This is a genomic window from Streptococcus sp. HMSC034B05, assembly GCF_001809055.1.
In the GTDB taxonomy this organism is placed as follows: Bacteria; Bacillota; Bacilli; order Lactobacillales; family Streptococcaceae; genus Streptococcus; species Streptococcus constellatus.
Window position 1 is genome coordinate 147,231 of record NZ_KV795627.1, and the last position, 17,697, is coordinate 164,927.

17 protein-coding genes and 1 pseudogene are annotated in these 17,697 nt (G+C 34.6%); 17 read left to right on the forward strand and 1 reads right to left on the reverse strand.

Annotated features, from left to right (window positions below):
* Window positions 1-3: 3 nt before the first annotated feature.
* The 16 genes and pseudogenes from HMPREF2542_RS09835 to HMPREF2542_RS09140 all read left to right on the forward strand — a co-directional run bounded on the left by HMPREF2542_RS09835 (window position 4) and on the right by HMPREF2542_RS09140 (window position 15,180).
* Window positions 4-144, forward strand: coding sequence for a hypothetical protein (locus HMPREF2542_RS09835; RefSeq protein ID WP_003038368.1), 141 nt, complete (start codon window positions 4-6; stop codon window positions 142-144).
* A gap of 59 nt (window positions 145-203) precedes the next feature.
* The gene (locus HMPREF2542_RS09070) at window positions 204-701 is read left to right on the forward strand and encodes a GNAT family N-acetyltransferase (RefSeq protein WP_058669945.1); all 498 of its coding nucleotides are present in this window, start codon (window positions 204-206) and stop codon (window positions 699-701) included.
* 4 nt (window positions 702-705) lie between these two features.
* Window positions 706-1,311 (forward strand): anaerobic ribonucleoside-triphosphate reductase activating protein, encoded by a 606-nt coding sequence (nrdG, locus tag HMPREF2542_RS09075; protein ID WP_070484746.1) that lies wholly within the window; start codon window positions 706-708, stop codon window positions 1,309-1,311.
* 184 nt (window positions 1,312-1,495) lie between these two features.
* Entirely contained in the window at window positions 1,496-2,947 is a 1,452-nt protein-coding gene (locus HMPREF2542_RS09080; RefSeq protein ID WP_058669944.1) for an LCP family glycopolymer transferase CpsA, read from the forward strand.
* 2 nt (window positions 2,948-2,949) lie between these two features.
* Complete coding sequence (cps4B, locus tag HMPREF2542_RS09085; protein WP_049476450.1) at window positions 2,950-3,684, forward strand: capsular polysaccharide biosynthesis protein Cps4B; 735 nt, start codon at window positions 2,950-2,952, stop codon at window positions 3,682-3,684.
* Between the two features lie 8 nt (window positions 3,685-3,692).
* On the forward strand, window positions 3,693-4,391 hold the full coding sequence (locus HMPREF2542_RS09090; protein ID WP_006270511.1) for a Wzz/FepE/Etk N-terminal domain-containing protein: 699 nt from the start codon (window positions 3,693-3,695) through the stop codon (window positions 4,389-4,391).
* A gap of 9 nt (window positions 4,392-4,400) precedes the next feature.
* Window positions 4,401-5,093, forward strand: a complete 693-nt coding sequence (locus tag HMPREF2542_RS09095) for a tyrosine-protein kinase (RefSeq protein ID WP_070484749.1) — start codon at window positions 4,401-4,403, stop codon at window positions 5,091-5,093.
* A gap of 24 nt (window positions 5,094-5,117) precedes the next feature.
* On the forward strand, window positions 5,118-6,491 hold the full coding sequence (locus tag HMPREF2542_RS09100; protein ID WP_058669942.1) for a sugar transferase: 1,374 nt from the start codon (window positions 5,118-5,120) through the stop codon (window positions 6,489-6,491).
* Window positions 6,492-6,527: 36 nt separating this feature from the next.
* The gene (gene cps2T, locus HMPREF2542_RS09105; RefSeq protein WP_058669941.1) at window positions 6,528-7,700 is read left to right on the forward strand and encodes a beta 1-4 rhamnosyltransferase Cps2T; all 1,173 of its coding nucleotides are present in this window, start codon (window positions 6,528-6,530) and stop codon (window positions 7,698-7,700) included.
* A 3-nt stretch (window positions 7,701-7,703) separates the two neighbouring features.
* Window positions 7,704-8,842, forward strand: a pseudogene (locus HMPREF2542_RS09110) (glycosyltransferase family 4 protein).
* Window positions 8,843-8,863: 21 nt separating this feature from the next.
* Window positions 8,864-9,325 (forward strand): serine acetyltransferase, encoded by a 462-nt coding sequence (locus HMPREF2542_RS09115; protein ID WP_058669939.1) that lies wholly within the window; start codon window positions 8,864-8,866, stop codon window positions 9,323-9,325.
* A gap of 315 nt (window positions 9,326-9,640) precedes the next feature.
* Window positions 9,641-10,612, forward strand: coding sequence for a glycosyltransferase (locus tag HMPREF2542_RS09120; RefSeq protein ID WP_058669938.1), 972 nt, complete (start codon window positions 9,641-9,643; stop codon window positions 10,610-10,612).
* A gap of 1 nt (window position 10,613) precedes the next feature.
* A complete protein-coding gene (locus tag HMPREF2542_RS09125) occupies window positions 10,614-11,543 on the forward strand; it encodes a WaaS/CpsH family glycosyltransferase (protein ID WP_049480898.1) in 930 nt (309 codons plus the stop codon).
* 3 nt (window positions 11,544-11,546) lie between these two features.
* Window positions 11,547-12,614: a glycosyltransferase family 4 protein gene (locus tag HMPREF2542_RS09130; protein WP_070484751.1), complete on the forward strand. Its 1,068-nt coding sequence runs from the start codon at window positions 11,547-11,549 to the stop codon at window positions 12,612-12,614.
* Window positions 12,615-12,631: 17 nt separating this feature from the next.
* Entirely contained in the window at window positions 12,632-13,741 is a 1,110-nt protein-coding gene (locus HMPREF2542_RS09135) for a hypothetical protein (RefSeq protein WP_058669937.1), read from the forward strand.
* Window positions 13,742-13,764: 23 nt separating this feature from the next.
* Window positions 13,765-15,180 carry a flippase gene (locus HMPREF2542_RS09140; protein WP_049480906.1) on the forward strand — a complete coding sequence of 472 codons (1,416 nt, stop codon included), beginning with the start codon at window positions 13,765-13,767 and terminating at the stop codon, window positions 15,178-15,180.
* 11 nt (window positions 15,181-15,191) lie between these two features.
* Here the strand turns inward: HMPREF2542_RS09140 and HMPREF2542_RS09145 are convergent, their stop codons facing one another.
* Window positions 15,192-15,749 (reverse strand): histidine phosphatase family protein, encoded by a 558-nt coding sequence (locus HMPREF2542_RS09145; RefSeq protein ID WP_058670399.1) that lies wholly within the window; start codon window positions 15,747-15,749, stop codon window positions 15,192-15,194.
* Window positions 15,750-15,917: 168 nt separating this feature from the next.
* Between HMPREF2542_RS09145 and HMPREF2542_RS09150 the strand changes: the two genes are divergently transcribed.
* The coding region (locus tag HMPREF2542_RS09150) for an SSURE domain-containing protein (RefSeq protein ID WP_070484753.1) at window positions 15,918-17,697 on the forward strand (1,780 nt) is incomplete at its 3' end.

A 17,697-nucleotide genomic window follows, 5' to 3' on the forward strand; every position in this document is an offset into this window, starting at 1 on the left:
TTCATGGGAAAATATCAATTAGACGATAAAGGGAAAGCACAAGTCACACGCTATCATGAAAAACACTCGAAAGGTGGAGTCAACAAGAAAGCTCGTGTTACAAGTTTGCGAGAACAATTTTTGCAAAAAGCAAAGAAAAAATAAGGGAAAGAGTGAGGTCTGCATGAAGCTAGTCTCACTCTCTTTCTATCAAGGTGTGAAATATGAAATTAAGACGACCAAGATTGGAAGATAAGGACGCAGTCACGGATCTCATAATGGAATTTGAAAGTTTAAATGCCGCACACGATGGTGGTTTTTGGAACGAGGAGGATTTTGATTATGAAGATTGGATTGCTGGGAACCGAGATGCAGAAATGGGTCTCAATATTCCTGATACCTGGGTGCCAGCTATACAACTTGTCGGGTTTGATGAAGGACAAGCAGTTGGTTTTTTAAATTTGCGCCTGCGCTTAAATGAATATTTACTCGAACACGGTGGTCATATAGGCTATAGTGTTCGTCCATCTATGCAAGGGATAGGCCATGCTACTTCGATGCTGAAAGAAGGACTTCTTGTTGCTGCTTCAAAGAATATTCATCAAGTGCTGGTGACTTGTGCGATAGATAATCCAGCTAGTCGAGCAGTAATTTTAAAAAATGGCGGAATATTGGAAGATGTACGAGCCGGGAAAGAGCGCTATTGGATAGATTTGGAGTAGAAAAATGACATGGAATACACCGAAGCCAGGTGAGTGGAAAAGTGAAGAGTTAAGCAAGGGGCGTATTATTGACTATAAAGCCTTTAATTTTGTGGATGGTGAAGGGGTGCGTAATTCCCTCTATGTCAGCGGCTGCATGTTTCATTGTGAGGGCTGCTACAATGTAGCGACCTGGTCGTTCAATGCCGGGATTCCTTATACGCAAGAGCTGGAAGAGCAAATCATGAAAGATTTGGCTGAGCTCTATGTTCAAGGACTGACCTTGCTAGGAGGAGAGCCTTTTCTGAATACTGGGATTCTCTTGCCCTTAGTCAAGCGTATTCGACGAGAGTTGCCTGACAAAGATATTTGGTCTTGGACGGGCTATACATGGGAAGAAATGATGCTGGAAACACCAGATAAACTCGAACTTCTTAGTCTCATTGATATTCTGGTAGATGGTCGTTTTGATAAGGCAAAACGAAATCTCATGTTACAATTTCGAGGTTCCTCTAATCAGCGTATTATTGATGTACAAAAGTCTCTCAAAGCTGGAAAAGTGATTATTTGGGATAGATTGAATGATGGCACAGAAAGTTTTGAGCAGGTTAATCGAGATAAAACAGAATAAATTTGAACCAAGGTAGGAATTGATTGTTCCTACTTTTTTGTTGTTTAAAATGTAATGGCGAAAGATTGCATTGAAAACGCATTTATAATTTAAAGTTTTTGTAATTCTTAAAGAATGTTTAACTTTCAGTTATTTTATGCTATAATGGAGTAATAAAATGGATAATTCTACGTAGGGGTTTAAAATGGTCCAAAAAAGATTGCGCTCTTCTAAGAAGAGAGGTTATCGAATCTTAAATATTGCTTTGCTAATCGTTTTTGCATTGCTAACAGCATTATTGGTTTTTTCAATGTTTCGGTATAATATTCTAGCATTTCGGCACTTGAATATTTTACTATCAATCTTGCTAGTAGCCGTAGCACTAGTGACTGGCTTTTTAATTTTTAAAAATAAAGCGCGTGTCATAACGACTATTATTCTCATTTTGGCTATTTTAGTTAGTTCAGGTGCGATGTATGCCATTAAAGAAGTGCTGGATTTGTCTAATGGTTTAAATACAACATCCAACTATTCTGAATATGAAATGAGTGTGGTGGTACCGGCAAATAGCGACATTAAAGATATTAGCCAAGTGAAAAATGTTCTTGCTCCGACAGCAAATGATGAAAAAAATATCAAGGCATTAACAAACAACTTGGCAAAAACTAAAAAAGTCAATCTAACGGTTGATCAATCTTCTTCTTATTTGGCAGCTTATAATTCTTTGAGGAATGGTGAAGCGAAGGCTATGGTGCTAAATAGTGTTTTTGAAAGTGTTATCGAAAACGAGCATCCAGATTATGCTTCAAAAATTAAGAAAATCTATACTTATAAGATTAGTAAGAAAATAGAAAATGCGCAATCACCAGCTACCAACAACGATGTCTTTAACATTTATGTTAGTGGTATTGACACTTATGGTCCCGTTTCGTCTGTATCTCGTTCGGATGTGAATATCATCATGACAGTGAATCGCAAAACAAAAAAAGTGTTATTAACAACAACACCGCGTGATGCTTACGTACCGATTGCTGATGGTGGCAACAATCAAAATGATAAATTGACGCATGCTGGCATTTATGGTGTGGAAGCGTCCATTCATACATTGGAAAATCTCTATGGCATTAAAACCAACTATTACATCCGACTCAATTTCACTTCTTTCCTCAAATTAGTGGATTTGTTAGGTGGTATTGACGTTTATAATGACCAAGAATTTACAAGTTTGCACGGGAATTATCATTTTGGTGTAGGAGATGTTCATCTAAATTCTGAGCAGGCTCTAGGCTTTGTGCGGGAACGGTATTCATTGAGCGGCGGAGATAACGACCGTGGTAAAAATCAAGAAAAAGTAATTGCGGCAATTATTAAAAAGTTGACTTCAACACATGCTTTGAAGAATTACAATGAGATTATTTCAGGTTTACAAAATTCAGTTCAAACCAATATGAGTCTTGAAACGATGATGAATCTCATTAATACACAACTAGAATCTGGCGGTAGTTATACTGTGACTTCTCAAGCTGTTACAGGTGAGGGACGGACAGACCTTCCGTCTTATGCTATGCCAGATGCGAATCTTTACATGATGGAATTAAATCAAGATAGCTTGAATGCAGCCAAAGCGGCAATTCAGAAAGTGATGGAAGGTAAATAAGATTGATTGATATTCATTCGCATATTGTGTTTGATGTAGATGACGGTCCCAAGACACGTCAGGATACGCGAGAGCTTTTGACGGAAAGTTATCGCCAAGGAGTTCGAACGATTATTTCAACTTCTCATCGTAGAAAGGGAATGTTTGAAACTCCTGAAGAAAAAATCGCGGCAAATTTTCATGAGGTTCAGCAAATCGCTAAAGAAGTGGCGGACGACCTCACCATTCTTTATGGTGCCGAAATTTACTATACTAGCGATATTTTAGAAAAATTGGATAAAAAAATTATTCCAACTTTGGGTGGAACGAGTTATGCTCTGATTGAGTTTAGTATGACAACTCCGTACAGAGAAATCCACAGTGCTTTAAATAATGTTCTGCGTTTAGGGATTACACCAGTTGTAGCCCATATTGAGCGTTATCATTGCTTGGAAAACGATGTGAAAAAAGTGCAAGACTTGATCAACATGGGATGTTATATGCAAATCAATAGCTCCAGTGTCCTAAAGCCGAAGTTATTTAGTGGCGATAAGTATAAATTCATGAAGAAACGGGCGCAGTTCTTTATGGAGCAGGATTTAGTCCATTTTGTAGCGAGTGATATGCATAATTTAGGTCCGCGCCCCCCTTATATGCAGGAGGCCTATCAAATCATTTCTAAAAAATATGGCAAAGCATACGCTGACATGCTATTCCGTGAAAATCAAGAAATATTATTAAAAGATGAATTAATTTAGGAGAAGAAATGAAAAATCAAGATAATCAGACGATGGAAATTGATGTTCTATCATTAGTTAAAAGTCTATGGAGACGAAAATTTCTCATCGTTGTGACAGCTTTTGTGATGGCTATCATTACTTTAGGATATAATACCTTTATTATAAAGCCTAACTATACAAGTTCTACAAGGATCTATGTAGTAAATCGACAGCCTAGTGATAATTCCACATTGACAAACCAAGATTTGCAGGCTGGATCGTACTTGGTTAAAGACTATAAGGAAATCATTTTATCACAGGATGTATTAGCCAAAGTAATCTCTGACTTAAAATTAAATATGCAGCCAAGTGCACTAGCTAAGAAGATTACAGTCACTGTTCCGACCGATACACGTATTGTCTCAATAGCCGTTTCAGATGGTGATGCAAAGGAAGCTGCGCGTGTTGCTAATAGCCTTCGCCAAGTAGCAGCTGAAAAGATTATAGCTGTTACAAAAGTAGCAGACGTGACGACGTTAGAAGAAGCAGAAGTACCAAACTCTCCTTCTTCACCGAATATCAAACGCAATACCTTAATTGGTTTCTTAACTGGAGGAGCCTTGATTTCAATGGTTATTATTATCGTTGAAGTGTTGGATGATCGAGTGAAAAAGCCAGAAGATGTGGAAGAAGCGTTAGGAATTACTCTTCTTGGAGTTGTGCCGAATATGGATAAACTAAAATAGGAGGAAATGATGCCAAGATTAGAATTAGCTAAAAATAAAGAGAAAGCTCTCAAAAAGTCAGAAGAATATTACAACGCTTTAAGAACCAACATTCAGCTTAGTGGAGAAAATATTAAAGTTATTGCTGTTACTTCTGTACAGTCTGGTGAAGGGAAGTCAACAACTTCTACTAATCTAGCTATTGCTTTTGCACGATCAGGCTATAACACTTTGCTGATTGATGCAGATATTCGTAATTCAGTCATGTCGGGAGTTTTTAAAACACGTGACAAAATTACAGGTTTAACAGATTATTTAGCTGGTGCAGCTGATTTATCAAACGGTTTATGTGATACAAATGTTGAAAATTTATTTGTGATTGAAGCAGGGCAGATTTCGCCCAACCCAACTGCACTTCTTCAAAGTAAGAACTTTGGGATGATGATTGATATTTTACGAAATCATTATGATTATATTATCATCGATACTCCTCCTATTGGAATTGTGATTGATGCAGCCATCATTGCTCAAAAATGTGATGCTAGTGCGTTAGTGGTTGAATCAGGAAATGTAAAACGTAAAGCTTTACAAAAAGCTAAAGGGCAACTAGAGCAAACAGGCACTCCATTCTTGGGAGTTATTTTAAATAAGTATGATACACAGTTAGAAAAGTACGGTTCTTATGGTAATTATGGAGACTATGGGAACTATGGCAAGAAATAAAGTTCAGTAAATTTAGGAGTAGGGATGTTTGAAAATAGAAAAGAATTTCAAAAAATAGAGATTGTATTGACACAACTACTTTCTGTTGTCACTATTTCTACAATTATGAATTTAGTCTTGAATTCAAAACTAACAAGTAAAGACATCATCATACTAGTATTGCTGCATATCGTTGCTTTTTATATCAGTAATTATGGTTACCACTTTTTCAAACGCGGTTATTTGATTGAGTTTACAGAAACGATAAAATACAGTGCCTTATATACTGTTATGATTACTTTCTTTTCATTTATGTCAAAAGGTAGCTTTTTACTAACTCAGAAAGGTCTTATTCTTTTTATTCTTTTAAATGCTGTTTGTATTTATTGTATCAATTTGTTGATTAAACAATATTATCTGCTAGTGCATCCGAGACTAAAAAGTAGTAAGAAAGTACTAGTTATTACTGTTTCAAGCCGCTTGGATAGAATTTTGCAGAAGTTAACGCAAACTTGCTCATTTAATGATTGCATCGCTGCTGTCTCTGTATTTGATAATTCCTATTATCAGCATCCCACCTTTGATGTTGTTCCGAGAGAACATCTCATTGAATTTGCGACTCGTTCCGTTGTTGATGAAGTCTTTATTAGTTTGCCAAGTGATTACTATTCCATTGAGGATTTGGTTATTCAGTTTGAGAATATGGGAATCACAGTTAATGTGAATATTAACGCCTTAGATTTTCAAATTGGTGAGAAGAGGCTTCAAGAGATTGCTGGTTTTAGCGTAGTCACTTTCTCAACAAATTTCTACAATTATAGTCATATTGTTGCCAAACGAATTTTAGATATTATTGGCTCTTTCTTTGGACTTTTGCTTTGTGGTATTGCAGCGATTTTCTTAGTGCCAATGATTCGTAAAGATGGTGGACCAGCTATTTTTGTTCAGGAACGTGTTGGGAAAAACGGTCGGATCTTTAAATTTTACAAATTCCGCTCTATGTACATAGATGCCGAAGAACGTAAGAAAGAACTGATGGCACATAATACCATGAGTGGCGGGATGTTTAAAATGGATGATGATCCTCGGATTACTCCAATTGGGAAATTCATTCGAAAAACAAGCTTGGATGAATTACCACAATTTTATAATGTTCTTAAAGGAGATATGAGTCTTGTGGGAACGCGCCCACCAACCAAAGATGAATATGAGCACTATACTCCCGAACAAAAACGGCGTTTGAGTTTCAAACCAGGTATCACTGGTCTGTGGCAAATTAGTGGTCGCAGCAGTATTACTGATTTTGACGAAGTTGTCAAATTAGATGTCGCTTATATTGACGGTTGGACCATTTGGTCAGACATCAAAATCTTACTCAAAACAATTAAAGTTGTGCTAATGAAAGACGGAGCGAAGTAGTCTTACTTCCTCTTCTCTATTTTTGATGAAAGAAAAATGATAAAAACAGTTTATATTATTGGTTCTAAAGGAATTCCGGCTAAATATGGTGGATTTGAAACCTTTGTAGAGAAATTAACAGAATTTCAAAACAGTAAAAATATTCAATATTATGTTGCTTGCATGAGGGAAAATTCAGCAAAGTCTGGCATTACAGAAGATTTTTTTGAGCATAATGGAGCAATTTGTTTCAATATTGATGTTCCAAACATTGGTCCAGCTCGCGCCATTTCCTATGATATTGCTGCTCTAAATAAGGCGATTGAAATAGCAAAAACGAACAGGGACGAAGCACCGATATTTTATATTTTAGCCTGCCGAATTGGTCCGTTTATTTCAAGTATAAAAAGAAAAATCAAAGCTCTTGGAGGAACTCTGATGGTTAATCCGGACGGGCACGAATGGCTACGAGCTAAGTGGAGCTTGCCTGTTCGGAAATATTGGAAATACTCTGAGCGATTGATGGTGAAACATGCAGATCTATTAATTTGTGATAGTAAAAATATTGAAAAATATATTCACAAAGACTATAATCGTTATCAACCCAAGACAACTTATATTGCGTATGGAACGGATATAACCAAATCGCAATTAACGTCTTTAGATGAAAAAGTTCGTTCTTGGTATGATAAAAAAAATGTTCGAGAGAATGAATATTATCTTGTAGTTGGACGTTTTGTCCCTGAAAATAATTACGAAGCCATGATTCGTGGTTTCATGAGGTCTCACTCCAAAAAAGATCTTGTTTTGATTACCAATGTTGAGCAGAATAAGTTTTATGAGAAGTTGCGTCAAGAGACGGGTTTTGATAAAGATTCGCGTATCAAGTTTGTCGGAACCGTTTATGATCAAGAATTACTCAAATATATTCGCGAACACGCCTTTGCTTATCTCCATGGTCATGAAGTAGGTGGCACTAATCCATCACTACTCGAAGCTCTTTCTTCCACTAAGTTAAATCTTTTGTTAGATGTTGGATTCAATCGTGAAGTAGGAGCAGATGGCGCGATTTATTGGGATAAAGAACAGTTGGCTCAGATTATTGAAGAAATAGAACTATTGGATGAAAAAGCTATTTCTGAATTGGATAAGAAATCTAGTGAGCGAATTGCTGCAGCTTTTACATGGCAGAAAATTGTGGCAGATTATGAGGAAATATTTAAAGGATAGAAAATGAAACGGATTTTGTATCTGCACGCTGGTGCAGAAATGTATGGTGCAGATAAGGTTCTTTTGGAACTTATCAAGGGTTTGGACTCAAAAGCTTTTGAAGCTCATGTTATCCTACCTAATGATGGTATTTTAGTAAAGGCTTTAAAGCAAGTAGGGGCAAAAGTGAATGTAATTGATTACCCTATTCTTCGTCGAAAGTATTTTAATCCCAAAGGGATATTTGAATATTTCACTTCTTACAATCACTACTCAAAAAAATCGCTGACTATGCTAAAGAAAATAAAATTGATTTGATTCATAATAATACGACTGCAGTCTTAGAGGGCATTTATCTAAAACGCAAACTGAGGATTCCGCTTATTTGGCATGTGCATGAGATTATTGTTAAACCAAAAGCTATATCTGATTTTATTAATATACTGATGGGACGTTATGCGGATAAAGTGATTACAGTTTCAGAGGCTGTTGCAAATCACGTTAAAAAATCTTCTTTTATTAAAGAAGATCAAGTTCAGGTTATATATAATGGAGTAGATAATGCTATTTATCACCCTATGCAAGCAAAACCAATCCGAGAAAAGTTTAAAATCGCTGTTGATGCGACAGTTATAGGCATGGTTGGTCGTGTAAATGCTTGGAAGGGACAAAATGATTTTCTAGATGCAATAATTCCTATTCTTGAGAAAAATCCTAAAGCAGTTGCCTTTATGGCTGGCAGTGCCTTTGAAGGTGAAGAATGGCGCGTGCAAGAGTTGGATGCAAGAATTGCTTCCTTGCCAGTAGCTGAACAAATTAAGCGTATTGACTATTACGCTAATACGAATGAGCTATATAATATGTTTGACATTTTTGTGCTTCCAAGTACCAATCCAGATCCGCTACCAACAGTAGTGCTAGAAGCAATGGCATGTGGAAAGCCGATTGTAGGCTATCGACATGGTGGTGTTTGTGAAATGGTAGAAGAGGATATCAATGGTTTGTTAGCGAAACCAAATGATTCTGAAGCTTTATCTCGACTTATTCAGAATTTAATAGATAACCCAGAAAAAATCAGCGAATTTGGACAAGCTTCGATGAAACGTCAGAAAGAGATGTTTTCTTTGGAGAGCTATGTCAAAAATTTTTCTTATATATATTGAGTTATTGAAAGGGAAAACTGTATGAGAGATGAAAAATTAAAGGCTGACAAATATAGGTGGGGAGACAGAAAATTTTTATGGTACTTACCACAGTACAGATTCCTGTTTTTAAAAAGAAAATGTGAGGCATATAGATTAAATTTCCGATTTTTATTTTATATTTTTCGCTTTCTATATGAAAGATATAAAATCAAATATATGATGGATATTCCAGCAAGAGTAAGAATTGGGAAAGGCCTAAGAATTGAACATATTGGTAATATCGTTATAAATCCTAATGTAATTATTGGAGAAAATGTAACTCTGTTAAATGGTGTTTTAATTGGTTCTCAAAGTAGAGGAGCTAGGGAAGGGACTCCAACTATTGAAAATTCTGTATGGATTGGGACAAATGCTATTGTTGTTGGTAAAATTAATATTGGAAACAATGTATTAATAGCACCAGGGGCATTTGTTAATTTTGATGTACCAGATAATACATAGTATTAGGTAATCCTGGGAAGATAATACCAAAATCTGATGCTACAAAAGGATATATAATAAATTCAATAGATAAATGACTTCTAGAAATTGTGTGTTTGCTTATATAAGTATAAAGTATAGCCATCAGACTGTTATTGATGTAAACGATCTCATAATTTCTTGAATTTTTTATTGAGACTATTTGAATGATAATGAAAGCCTAGTTGCTAAATATCATTTTTATAGATGATCAGATTATGTTATAATAACATGCTTATTCTATTGAATAAATACAACATGTGAATCTCGATTGTATTTGCAAGGGAGGTAAAATATATGAGGATAGGCCTTAGTGTCATTATACCAGTATATAATGTTGAAAATTATTTAGAACGCTGTATTGAGAGTGTTCTAGTCCAAAATTACAATTCTTATGAAATCATACTTGTTGATGATGGAAGCACGGATTCTTCTCCCATTATTTGTGATAAATATGCTCAAAAATTTAAACATGTTTCAGTAGTTCATAAAAAAAATGGAGGTTTATCAGATGCACGTAATGTTGGAATTCAAAATGCTAAAGGTAAATATGTATTCTTTCTTGATTCAGATGATTGGATTGTGAAGGATATGTTTGCTAATGTAAGTAATGTTCTTGTGACGAATGAATACGATATTTTCCAATTTGGAATGCAGATGTTTAACACTGAACAAGATAAATTAAAAACTCGAATATCTAAAGAATCTCATTTTTCGGGCATAGAAGCATTTAAAAATATGCTAAAATCAAATGAGATTACGAGTTTTTCGACAGATAAATTATACAAGCGAGAATTATTTTTATTAAATAAGATTGAGTTTCCTAAAGGAGCTTATTATGAAGACTTGGGTACAATATATAAATTATTATTAGCTTCTGAAAAAATTTGTTCAAGCAATCAAATATATTATTGCTATTTCATGAGAAATGAAGCAGCAATCACAAAAAGCTGGTCATTGAATAAATTTAGTGATATGTACCACTTTTATAATGAAATTTTTAAAGCTGCATCTAAAATATTGACTGATAGCCTGATGCTTGTCAAAGCTTATTATAATAATGGCTTAGTTTATTTATTAATGAAATTATATGAAGAAGGGCAAGAAAACACAGATATTTATAGCACGATACTTAAGGAGTTGAGTAAAAATAAAATACCACCTAATTATTTATCCGGTTACTCAAATCATATGAAGTATATATTGTATCGAGTTAATTTTTTGAAAATAATTGCAAAACTAAAAGTGAAATTAGGCAAGAATAGGTAAGATGAATTCGAGAAAAACATTAATATTATTTGAACAGATTGAAACCTTTGAACAATTTTTGGCTCGTAATATTATACTGAAGAATGTAGAGGTATCAACACCTTATAAGGAAGTATCAAATATTGTTATGCACAATATTAGAGCAGTCTCTAAGCGTTTACCAGTAAATTTTGTTCATGAGTTGTGGCTGGAAAGATGGTCAAAGGCTCTATCAGAATATGATAACATCATTATATTTGATAACGCTATCACACCTAAGCTTTTGGAATATATAAAGAGTCATTTGACGACAGATACCAAACTAAAAATATGGTTATGGAATATTCCTAATGAACATATAGATTATCTCACTAAAAATTATGATGTCTATTGTTTTGATAAGACGTACTCTGAGAAATATCATCTAAAATTTATCGATCAGTTCTATATTTTAGATACTGTCCAAGAGCAAGAATCAGTTAATAATTCTCAGGTGGACTTTTATTTTGTAGGTGCAGATAAAGGACGATTGTCAAGAATTGAGACTTTAGCTAAAACGATTGAAGATAGTGGCTATAGTTACCATTTTGATGTTATGAGTGAGACATCAAAATCTCAATTTCAAGGAATTCATTTTTTAGATGAGTTTTTGACCTATAATGATGTTATTAAAAATATTCAAGCTTCAAATGTTATTGTAGAATTAAATAAGGATGGTCAAGACGGCTTAACCCTTCGATCTCTAGAATCAATTTTTTATAATAAAAAGCTAATAACGAATAATATAAATATTGTGAATTATGATTTTTATCATCCAAATAATATTTTAGTTTGGGATGAGAATGAAGACAGTGATTTAAAAGATTTTATGGATAAGCCATACATACCACTAGAAGAAAAAATTATCAAGAAATATTCATTTAGTCAATGGTTAAAGAAAATCACGGAGTAGAAAATGAAATTAACATTCTGTTTACCAGAAATAAGCACATTTCCAACAGGTGGTTATAAGATTATTTTTGAATATGCAAATAGACTGAGTGATAGGGGGCATGATGTGTCTCTTGTCTTCTTAACCCATAACGTACTGAATCGTGTTACGAAGAATAAAAAAATAAAATCTATTGTAGGGAATCTACGTGGCAGAAATGAGCCGTCTTGGTTTAACTTGAGGTCAAATATTAAGAAAATAACAACACCTTATCTGGATGGAAGAGAGTTTCCAGAAGCGGATTTTATCTTTGCGACAGCGGTATCAACAGCTGAAATTGTAAAAAGTCTTCCTTTGAGGTATGGAAAAAAATGTTATTTTATCCAAGATTTTGAAACTTGGATTTTACCAGAGGATAAAGTTATTGAAAGTTATAATTATGGTTTTCTAAACTTTACAGTCTCTAACTGGCTAAATGATATTGTTAAGTCTCATACAGAAGATTCAGTATTTTGTTTACCTAATCCAATTGATACGGAAGTTTTTCGAATAATAAATCCTGTAGAGGAACGGAATCCATTTCACTTAGCTATGCTTTATCATGAGGGAGAGCATAAAGGAATTTCTTATGCTATTAAAGCCATTGATATTGTTAAAGATAAGTACCCAAATATCGGTGTTAATGTTTTCGGTGTTCCTGATAGACCGTCATTTTTGCCAGATTATTATAACTATACTCAAAAGGCAACGCAAGATCAACTACAGGAATTATATAATGACACCGCCATTTTTGTATGTGCAACAATTGACGAAGGGTTTGGGTTAACAGGAGCTGAGAGCATGGCTTGTGGATGTGCATTAGCTTCTACAAGTTACAGTGGAGTATTTGAATATGCTGTGAATGGAGAAAATGCTCTTCTGTCACCGGTTAAGGATAGTCAAGCTCTTGCGGATAATATTATCAAACTAATAAATGACTCTGCTCTTAGGTTTAGAATAGCTAAAGAAGGTGGTAAAAATATTCGTCAAAGATCCTGGGAAAAAGCAATTGATTATCTCGAATTAATACTAGAAAGGGCTTCTCAACTTTGAGTTGAAGGAGGAATGGTATGGTTAAGTTAAATAACTTAGTACAATATGTTTTTTATCTAGCTACATCTTTGGCGTTGCTTGCTAATACAAATATTACATTTTTAATTCATAATAGAAATCTCAATATAGTCTTTCTTGTGTTAATGTTTGTTGTATATGTTTACTATGCAAAATCAAGATTATTTACTAAGGATATGTTATTTTCAACTATATTTTTAGTGATTTACTTTGCTTTCTTCTTAGTTTTTCGAATTCAATTAACTATTAATTGGAGTCTAATTTTTTTCTTATTTTTTACACCTCTTATTAGTTCAAATGACATACATTTTGTCAGAAATCTATTAATCATAAAAATTGCATTAATTTCCATGGTCATCCTTGCTTGCTTGATGGGAATGATACCAGATACAGTGACATATAAGATAGGCGAAGAGGCCCATTCTCTAGGCTTCTTTCATCCCAATACTCTAGGTGTTACTGGATTATCCATTTTATATGACTTGTACATATTAAGTAAGACTAAAAGAACTATATTTTATGCTCTAATAACTGTGGTTGCAGTAGTAATACTATATCGTATTACTTATTCTAGAACATCTCTGATGATTATGCTTACTATTCTCATCATTTTTATCTTTAGAGATTGGTTATCTAAAAAAATAGTGTCTAGAGTCTGTTTTGTACTACTGACAATGTTAATTATCTTGGTAGGGTTATTTGATTCTGTATTTTATACTACTAGTAATCAAATTTATGTTTTTATAGATAAATTTTTGACAAATAGACTATACTTAGGTAATTTATACATCAATAGATATGGTTTTACTTTACTACCTAAGCAAACTCCAAATATTATTCCAGCTGGCTGGTGGAGCTCTGATCAATTGTTTAATGACAACACTTATTTAAAGTTTGCTTTAACACAGGGCACAATATTAACTGCAGTATTGATTTTATATATTTTATATAATGTTTTTTCAAAGAAGTATAACCTGTATCGGGCGTTATTGATGACAACAGCTTTTATTTACCTTATCATTGAAGCGCAAGATTTTAATGTCTTCTTATTCACTCCTTTGTTATTTAACTTGATGGCAGAGAGTGATGATACTGGAAGTTTAGAATGAGATACAATGAGAAAGGATTGAATATGAAGACAATTAAAAATTATTTATATAGCTCCCTATACCAACTATTTTTAATCATTGTCCCTTTTGTAACCATTCCCTATGTATCTAGGGTTTTGGGAGCGGAACTTATTGGGATAAATTCCTATACAAATACCATTCTGAGCTATTTTGTTTTATTGGCAAATTTAGGAATTTTGATGTATGGAAATAGGACAGTAGCCTATTACAGAGATTCTATTGAACATCGTAGCAAAAAATTCTGGGAAATTATATCGCTAAAGTTAATTGTATCTGCTATTGTCTATTTTTTATTTCTTATTTTTGTATTCTTTTATCCCAATTATCGGTTGATTTTTATGATCCAATCTGTTCAAATCATTGCGACAGCTTTAGATATCTCATGGCTGTTTGATGGGATGGAAGATTTTAAGCGAACAGTAGTTAGAAATTTTCTTGTTAAACTAACTTCTGTTATACTTATTTTTACTTTTGTTCGATCAGCAGAAGATTTTGATAAGTATGTATGGATTACAGTAGGAGCTACTTTGATAGGAAATTTGACTTTATGGACTTACTTACACCATTATGTTGTTCGTATCCCTATAAAAGGATTAAAATTAAAGGAACATTTTAATCCAATCATAAGTTTATTTATTCCACAAATAGCTTCGACGATTTTTGTATCTATTAACAAGATCATGTTGGGTAACTTGTCCACAATGTCACAAACGGGGTATTTTGAAAATGCAGATAAAGTTGTAAGAGTTCTTTTAGCCTTAGTGGCGTCAGTTGGAGTTGTTATTTTTCCTAAAGTAGCAAATGCTTATAAAAACAATGACAAAGAGCGAGTTTTGAAACTGACTTATTTGACTTTTGATGCAGTAAATATTATTGCTATTCCAATGGTAGTAGGTATTATTTCTATTAGTACAATATTTTCTACAATCTTTTTTGGGACAGAATTTGCTGGAATAGATACAGTTCTATCTATTTTAGTATTGGAGCTAATCTTCATGGGATACTCATCTGTCTTGGGGAGTCAATATTTAATTGCAACAGGCCAGTCTAGATATTTAAGTATCGCTGTCCTTGGAGGAATAGTTTCTACAGCAGTAGCTTCAATCTTACTGATTCCAATTTACGGAGCGGTAGGTGGAGCTATCTCATCTGTTATTGGGGAAGCTTCTATCATGATTGTTGAAATTTGGTTATTGAGGCAACAAATTAACTTATTAGAATTGTGTAAGGACATACAAAAATATTTTATAGCAAGTTTTATGATGTATGTCGCTATTGTATTAATTAGTAAATTTTCTTTATCAATTTATCTTGCATTGATATCTCGTATTGTAGGGGGGGGAGTAACATACGTAGTTGGTTTATTATTATTAAAGCCACGTTTAATTAAAACACTAATATCTAACTACCTGAATTAATCTCTTATTTTTTATTTAGATGAGAGAAATGAAATTTCTCCCATCTCTCTGTAATATTTAAAACGGATAACAGCCGGCATAGGCAGTTGTTTCCAAAAGTTATAATTGATGGTATCATCAAAATAGTTAAGTAGGATACAAACCAGATTTCCGTGTGAGCTAATGATAATGTGTTCGTTTTGATGCAGTTTTTCTAAGTCTTGTAGAAAAGATAGGACTCGTTTTTGAGCTGTGAGATTGGATTCACCGCCCGGTAGAGAAATAGCAGGATTTTTCCAAAGTTGTTTCAGAGTAGCTTCAAATGCTTGGTCGGAAATACTTTGACTGCTTAATTTTCGTTCAATCAGGCGTTTGTCCAGCTGAATAGAAAGTCCCAATGTTTGAGCCAAAGGCTCAACGGTTTCAATTGCCCGCTTGTAGGGGCTGGAATAAATAGCAGAAATAGGTTTGCTTTCTAACATGTTTAATTGCGAAAGAGAAGCTTGTCCTTTTTGTGATAAAGGACGATTCCATTCGTCGGGGCTATAAATAGAATGTGCATGGCGGATTAAGTAATATGTGTTTTTCATAAATAATATTGTATCAAAAAAGAAATGTTGTTGATAGTTCATCATTTTTTTAACATAATGAAATAATAACTCCTATTTAAGAAAAATTTTAACTTTTCCTTACGGATGGTTAATAGGGGCTTGGTATACTTTAGTCAACCATTAAAAATAAATTAAAGGAGTAATAATATGGTTGCCAAAAATCATCGTCCAAATCATGAAAGATATACCAAATGGTCTATTCGCCGCCTGAGTGTGGGTGTAGCTTCGGTTGTTGTGGCAAGCGGATTCTTTATTCTCATTAGTAATCCTGTAAATGCACAAGTTGGTTCGCAAAACAAGGTGGTGACAACAACCCCTTCAAATAGTTCGACAGACTTGCAAAAGCCGATAGTAGATGCTAATACAAAGCAAACTGAAAAAGCAACGGCTGGAAAGCAAGCAACGCCAGATACAACGAAGCCTTCACAAGAATTAGCTGGAAAAACAAATCAAGCACCAGATAAGAAAGTTCAAGAAAAGCAAGAAGTTACAAAAGAAAACAAGGTTGGCAAAACGATTGCAGAGGCTGCTAAGGAAATTCAAAAAGCAACCGAAAAAGTAGTAAAAGAAGCTACTTCAAAGGAAGAGAAGGATTCTTCATTGGATCAAGCGAAAAAATCAGTTTTAGATAATATTAAAAGTGATATCAATGTTCCTGCCTCTTACCTTGATAATGCTACTTATCCAGGACCTTTTACAGCAGGTGTGAACCAAGTAATTCCGTATGAACTTTTTGGTGGAGATGGGATGTTAACACGTCTTCTACTCAAATCCTCAAATGGAGCACCATGGTCAGATAATGGCACAGCAAATCATGCAGGCTTGCCTCCTTTTGCTAACATTCCGAAGGGTAAGTATTTTTATCAGGTATCACTTGGAGGAAATGCAGCAGGCAAGCAAAATAAAGAATTGTTGGATCAATTGAAAGCGAACGGTACACAAAGTTACACCGCTACCGTAACAGTTTATGGTTCAAAAGATGGTAAAGTTGACTTGAGCAATGTGATTGCGACTCGTCAAGTGACGATTAACCTTAATAGTTTGAAATCTAAAGCAGATCCTTCATTAGAACAAGCGAAGAAATCTATTTCAGAAAATATTAAAGAAAGTACGGATGTCCCAGCGTCCTTCTTACAAAATGCGAACCATCCTGGTCCATTTACAGCTGGTGTGAATGAAGTGATTCCGTATGAACTCTTTGGTGGAGATGGGATGCTAACGCGTCTTCTACTCAAATCATCAAATGGAGCGCCATGGTCTGATAATGGCACAGCGAATCATGCAGGCTTGCTTCCGTTTGCAGGCATTCCAAAAGGCCAATATTTCTACCAAGTTTCATTGGATGGCAATGCAGCAGGCAAACAAGGTAGGGCACTTTTAGACCAACTGAAGGCCAACGGCACTCATACTTACACTGCGACTGTTAAGGTTTACGGTGCAACCAAAGATGGCAAGGCTGATTTGAACAATGTGATTGCGACTCGTCAAGTAAAATTGAACTTAAATGGCACAACAACAGCGGACCAAATTAAGAAATCCGTCTTAGAAAACATTAAAGAAAGTACAGATGTTCCAGCTTCCTTCTTACAGAATGCGAACCATCCTGGTCCATTTACAGCTGGTGTGAATGAAGTGATTCCGTATGAACTCTTTGGTGGTGATGGCATGTTGACTCGTCTTCTGCTCAAATCATCAAACGGAGCACCATGGTCAGATAATGGCTCAGCGAATCATCCAGGTCTATTGCCACTAGCAGGCTTAGGCAAAGGCCAATATTTCTACCAAGTTTCATTGGACGGTAATGCTGCAGGCAAACAAGGCAAAGCACTTTTAGATCAACTAAAAGCCAACGGCACTCATACTTATACTGCAACTGTTAAAGTTTACGGTGCAAAAGATGGCAAGGCTGATTTGAACAATGTGATTG

Excerpts from the sequence above, each read along its gene's own strand:
- nrdG (WP_070484746.1), top strand. The coding sequence starts at position 706 with ATGACATGGAATACACCGAAGCCAGGTGAGTGGAAAAGTGAAGAGTTA.
- HMPREF2542_RS09140 (WP_049480906.1), top strand. The coding sequence starts at position 13,765 with ATGAAGACAATTAAAAATTATTTATATAGCTCCCTATACCAACTATTT.
- HMPREF2542_RS09835 (WP_003038368.1), top strand. The coding sequence starts at position 4 with ATGGGAAAATATCAATTAGACGATAAAGGGAAAGCACAAGTCACACGC.
- HMPREF2542_RS09145 (WP_058670399.1), bottom strand. The coding sequence starts at position 15,749 with ATGAAAAACACATATTACTTAATCCGCCATGCACATTCTATTTATAGC.
- HMPREF2542_RS09125 (WP_049480898.1), top strand. The coding sequence starts at position 10,614 with ATGAATTCGAGAAAAACATTAATATTATTTGAACAGATTGAAACCTTT.
- cps2T (WP_058669941.1), top strand. The coding sequence starts at position 6,528 with ATGATAAAAACAGTTTATATTATTGGTTCTAAAGGAATTCCGGCTAAA.
- HMPREF2542_RS09115 (WP_058669939.1), top strand. The coding sequence starts at position 8,864 with ATGAGAGATGAAAAATTAAAGGCTGACAAATATAGGTGGGGAGACAGA.
- HMPREF2542_RS09090 (WP_006270511.1), top strand. The coding sequence starts at position 3,693 with ATGAAAAATCAAGATAATCAGACGATGGAAATTGATGTTCTATCATTA.
- HMPREF2542_RS09135 (WP_058669937.1), top strand. The coding sequence starts at position 12,632 with ATGGTTAAGTTAAATAACTTAGTACAATATGTTTTTTATCTAGCTACA.
- HMPREF2542_RS09070 (WP_058669945.1), top strand. The coding sequence starts at position 204 with ATGAAATTAAGACGACCAAGATTGGAAGATAAGGACGCAGTCACGGAT.
- HMPREF2542_RS09120 (WP_058669938.1), top strand. The coding sequence starts at position 9,641 with ATGAGGATAGGCCTTAGTGTCATTATACCAGTATATAATGTTGAAAAT.
- HMPREF2542_RS09080 (WP_058669944.1), top strand. The coding sequence starts at position 1,496 with ATGGTCCAAAAAAGATTGCGCTCTTCTAAGAAGAGAGGTTATCGAATC.
- HMPREF2542_RS09100 (WP_058669942.1), top strand. The coding sequence starts at position 5,118 with ATGTTTGAAAATAGAAAAGAATTTCAAAAAATAGAGATTGTATTGACA.
- HMPREF2542_RS09095 (WP_070484749.1), top strand. The coding sequence starts at position 4,401 with ATGCCAAGATTAGAATTAGCTAAAAATAAAGAGAAAGCTCTCAAAAAG.
- HMPREF2542_RS09130 (WP_070484751.1), top strand. The coding sequence starts at position 11,547 with ATGAAATTAACATTCTGTTTACCAGAAATAAGCACATTTCCAACAGGT.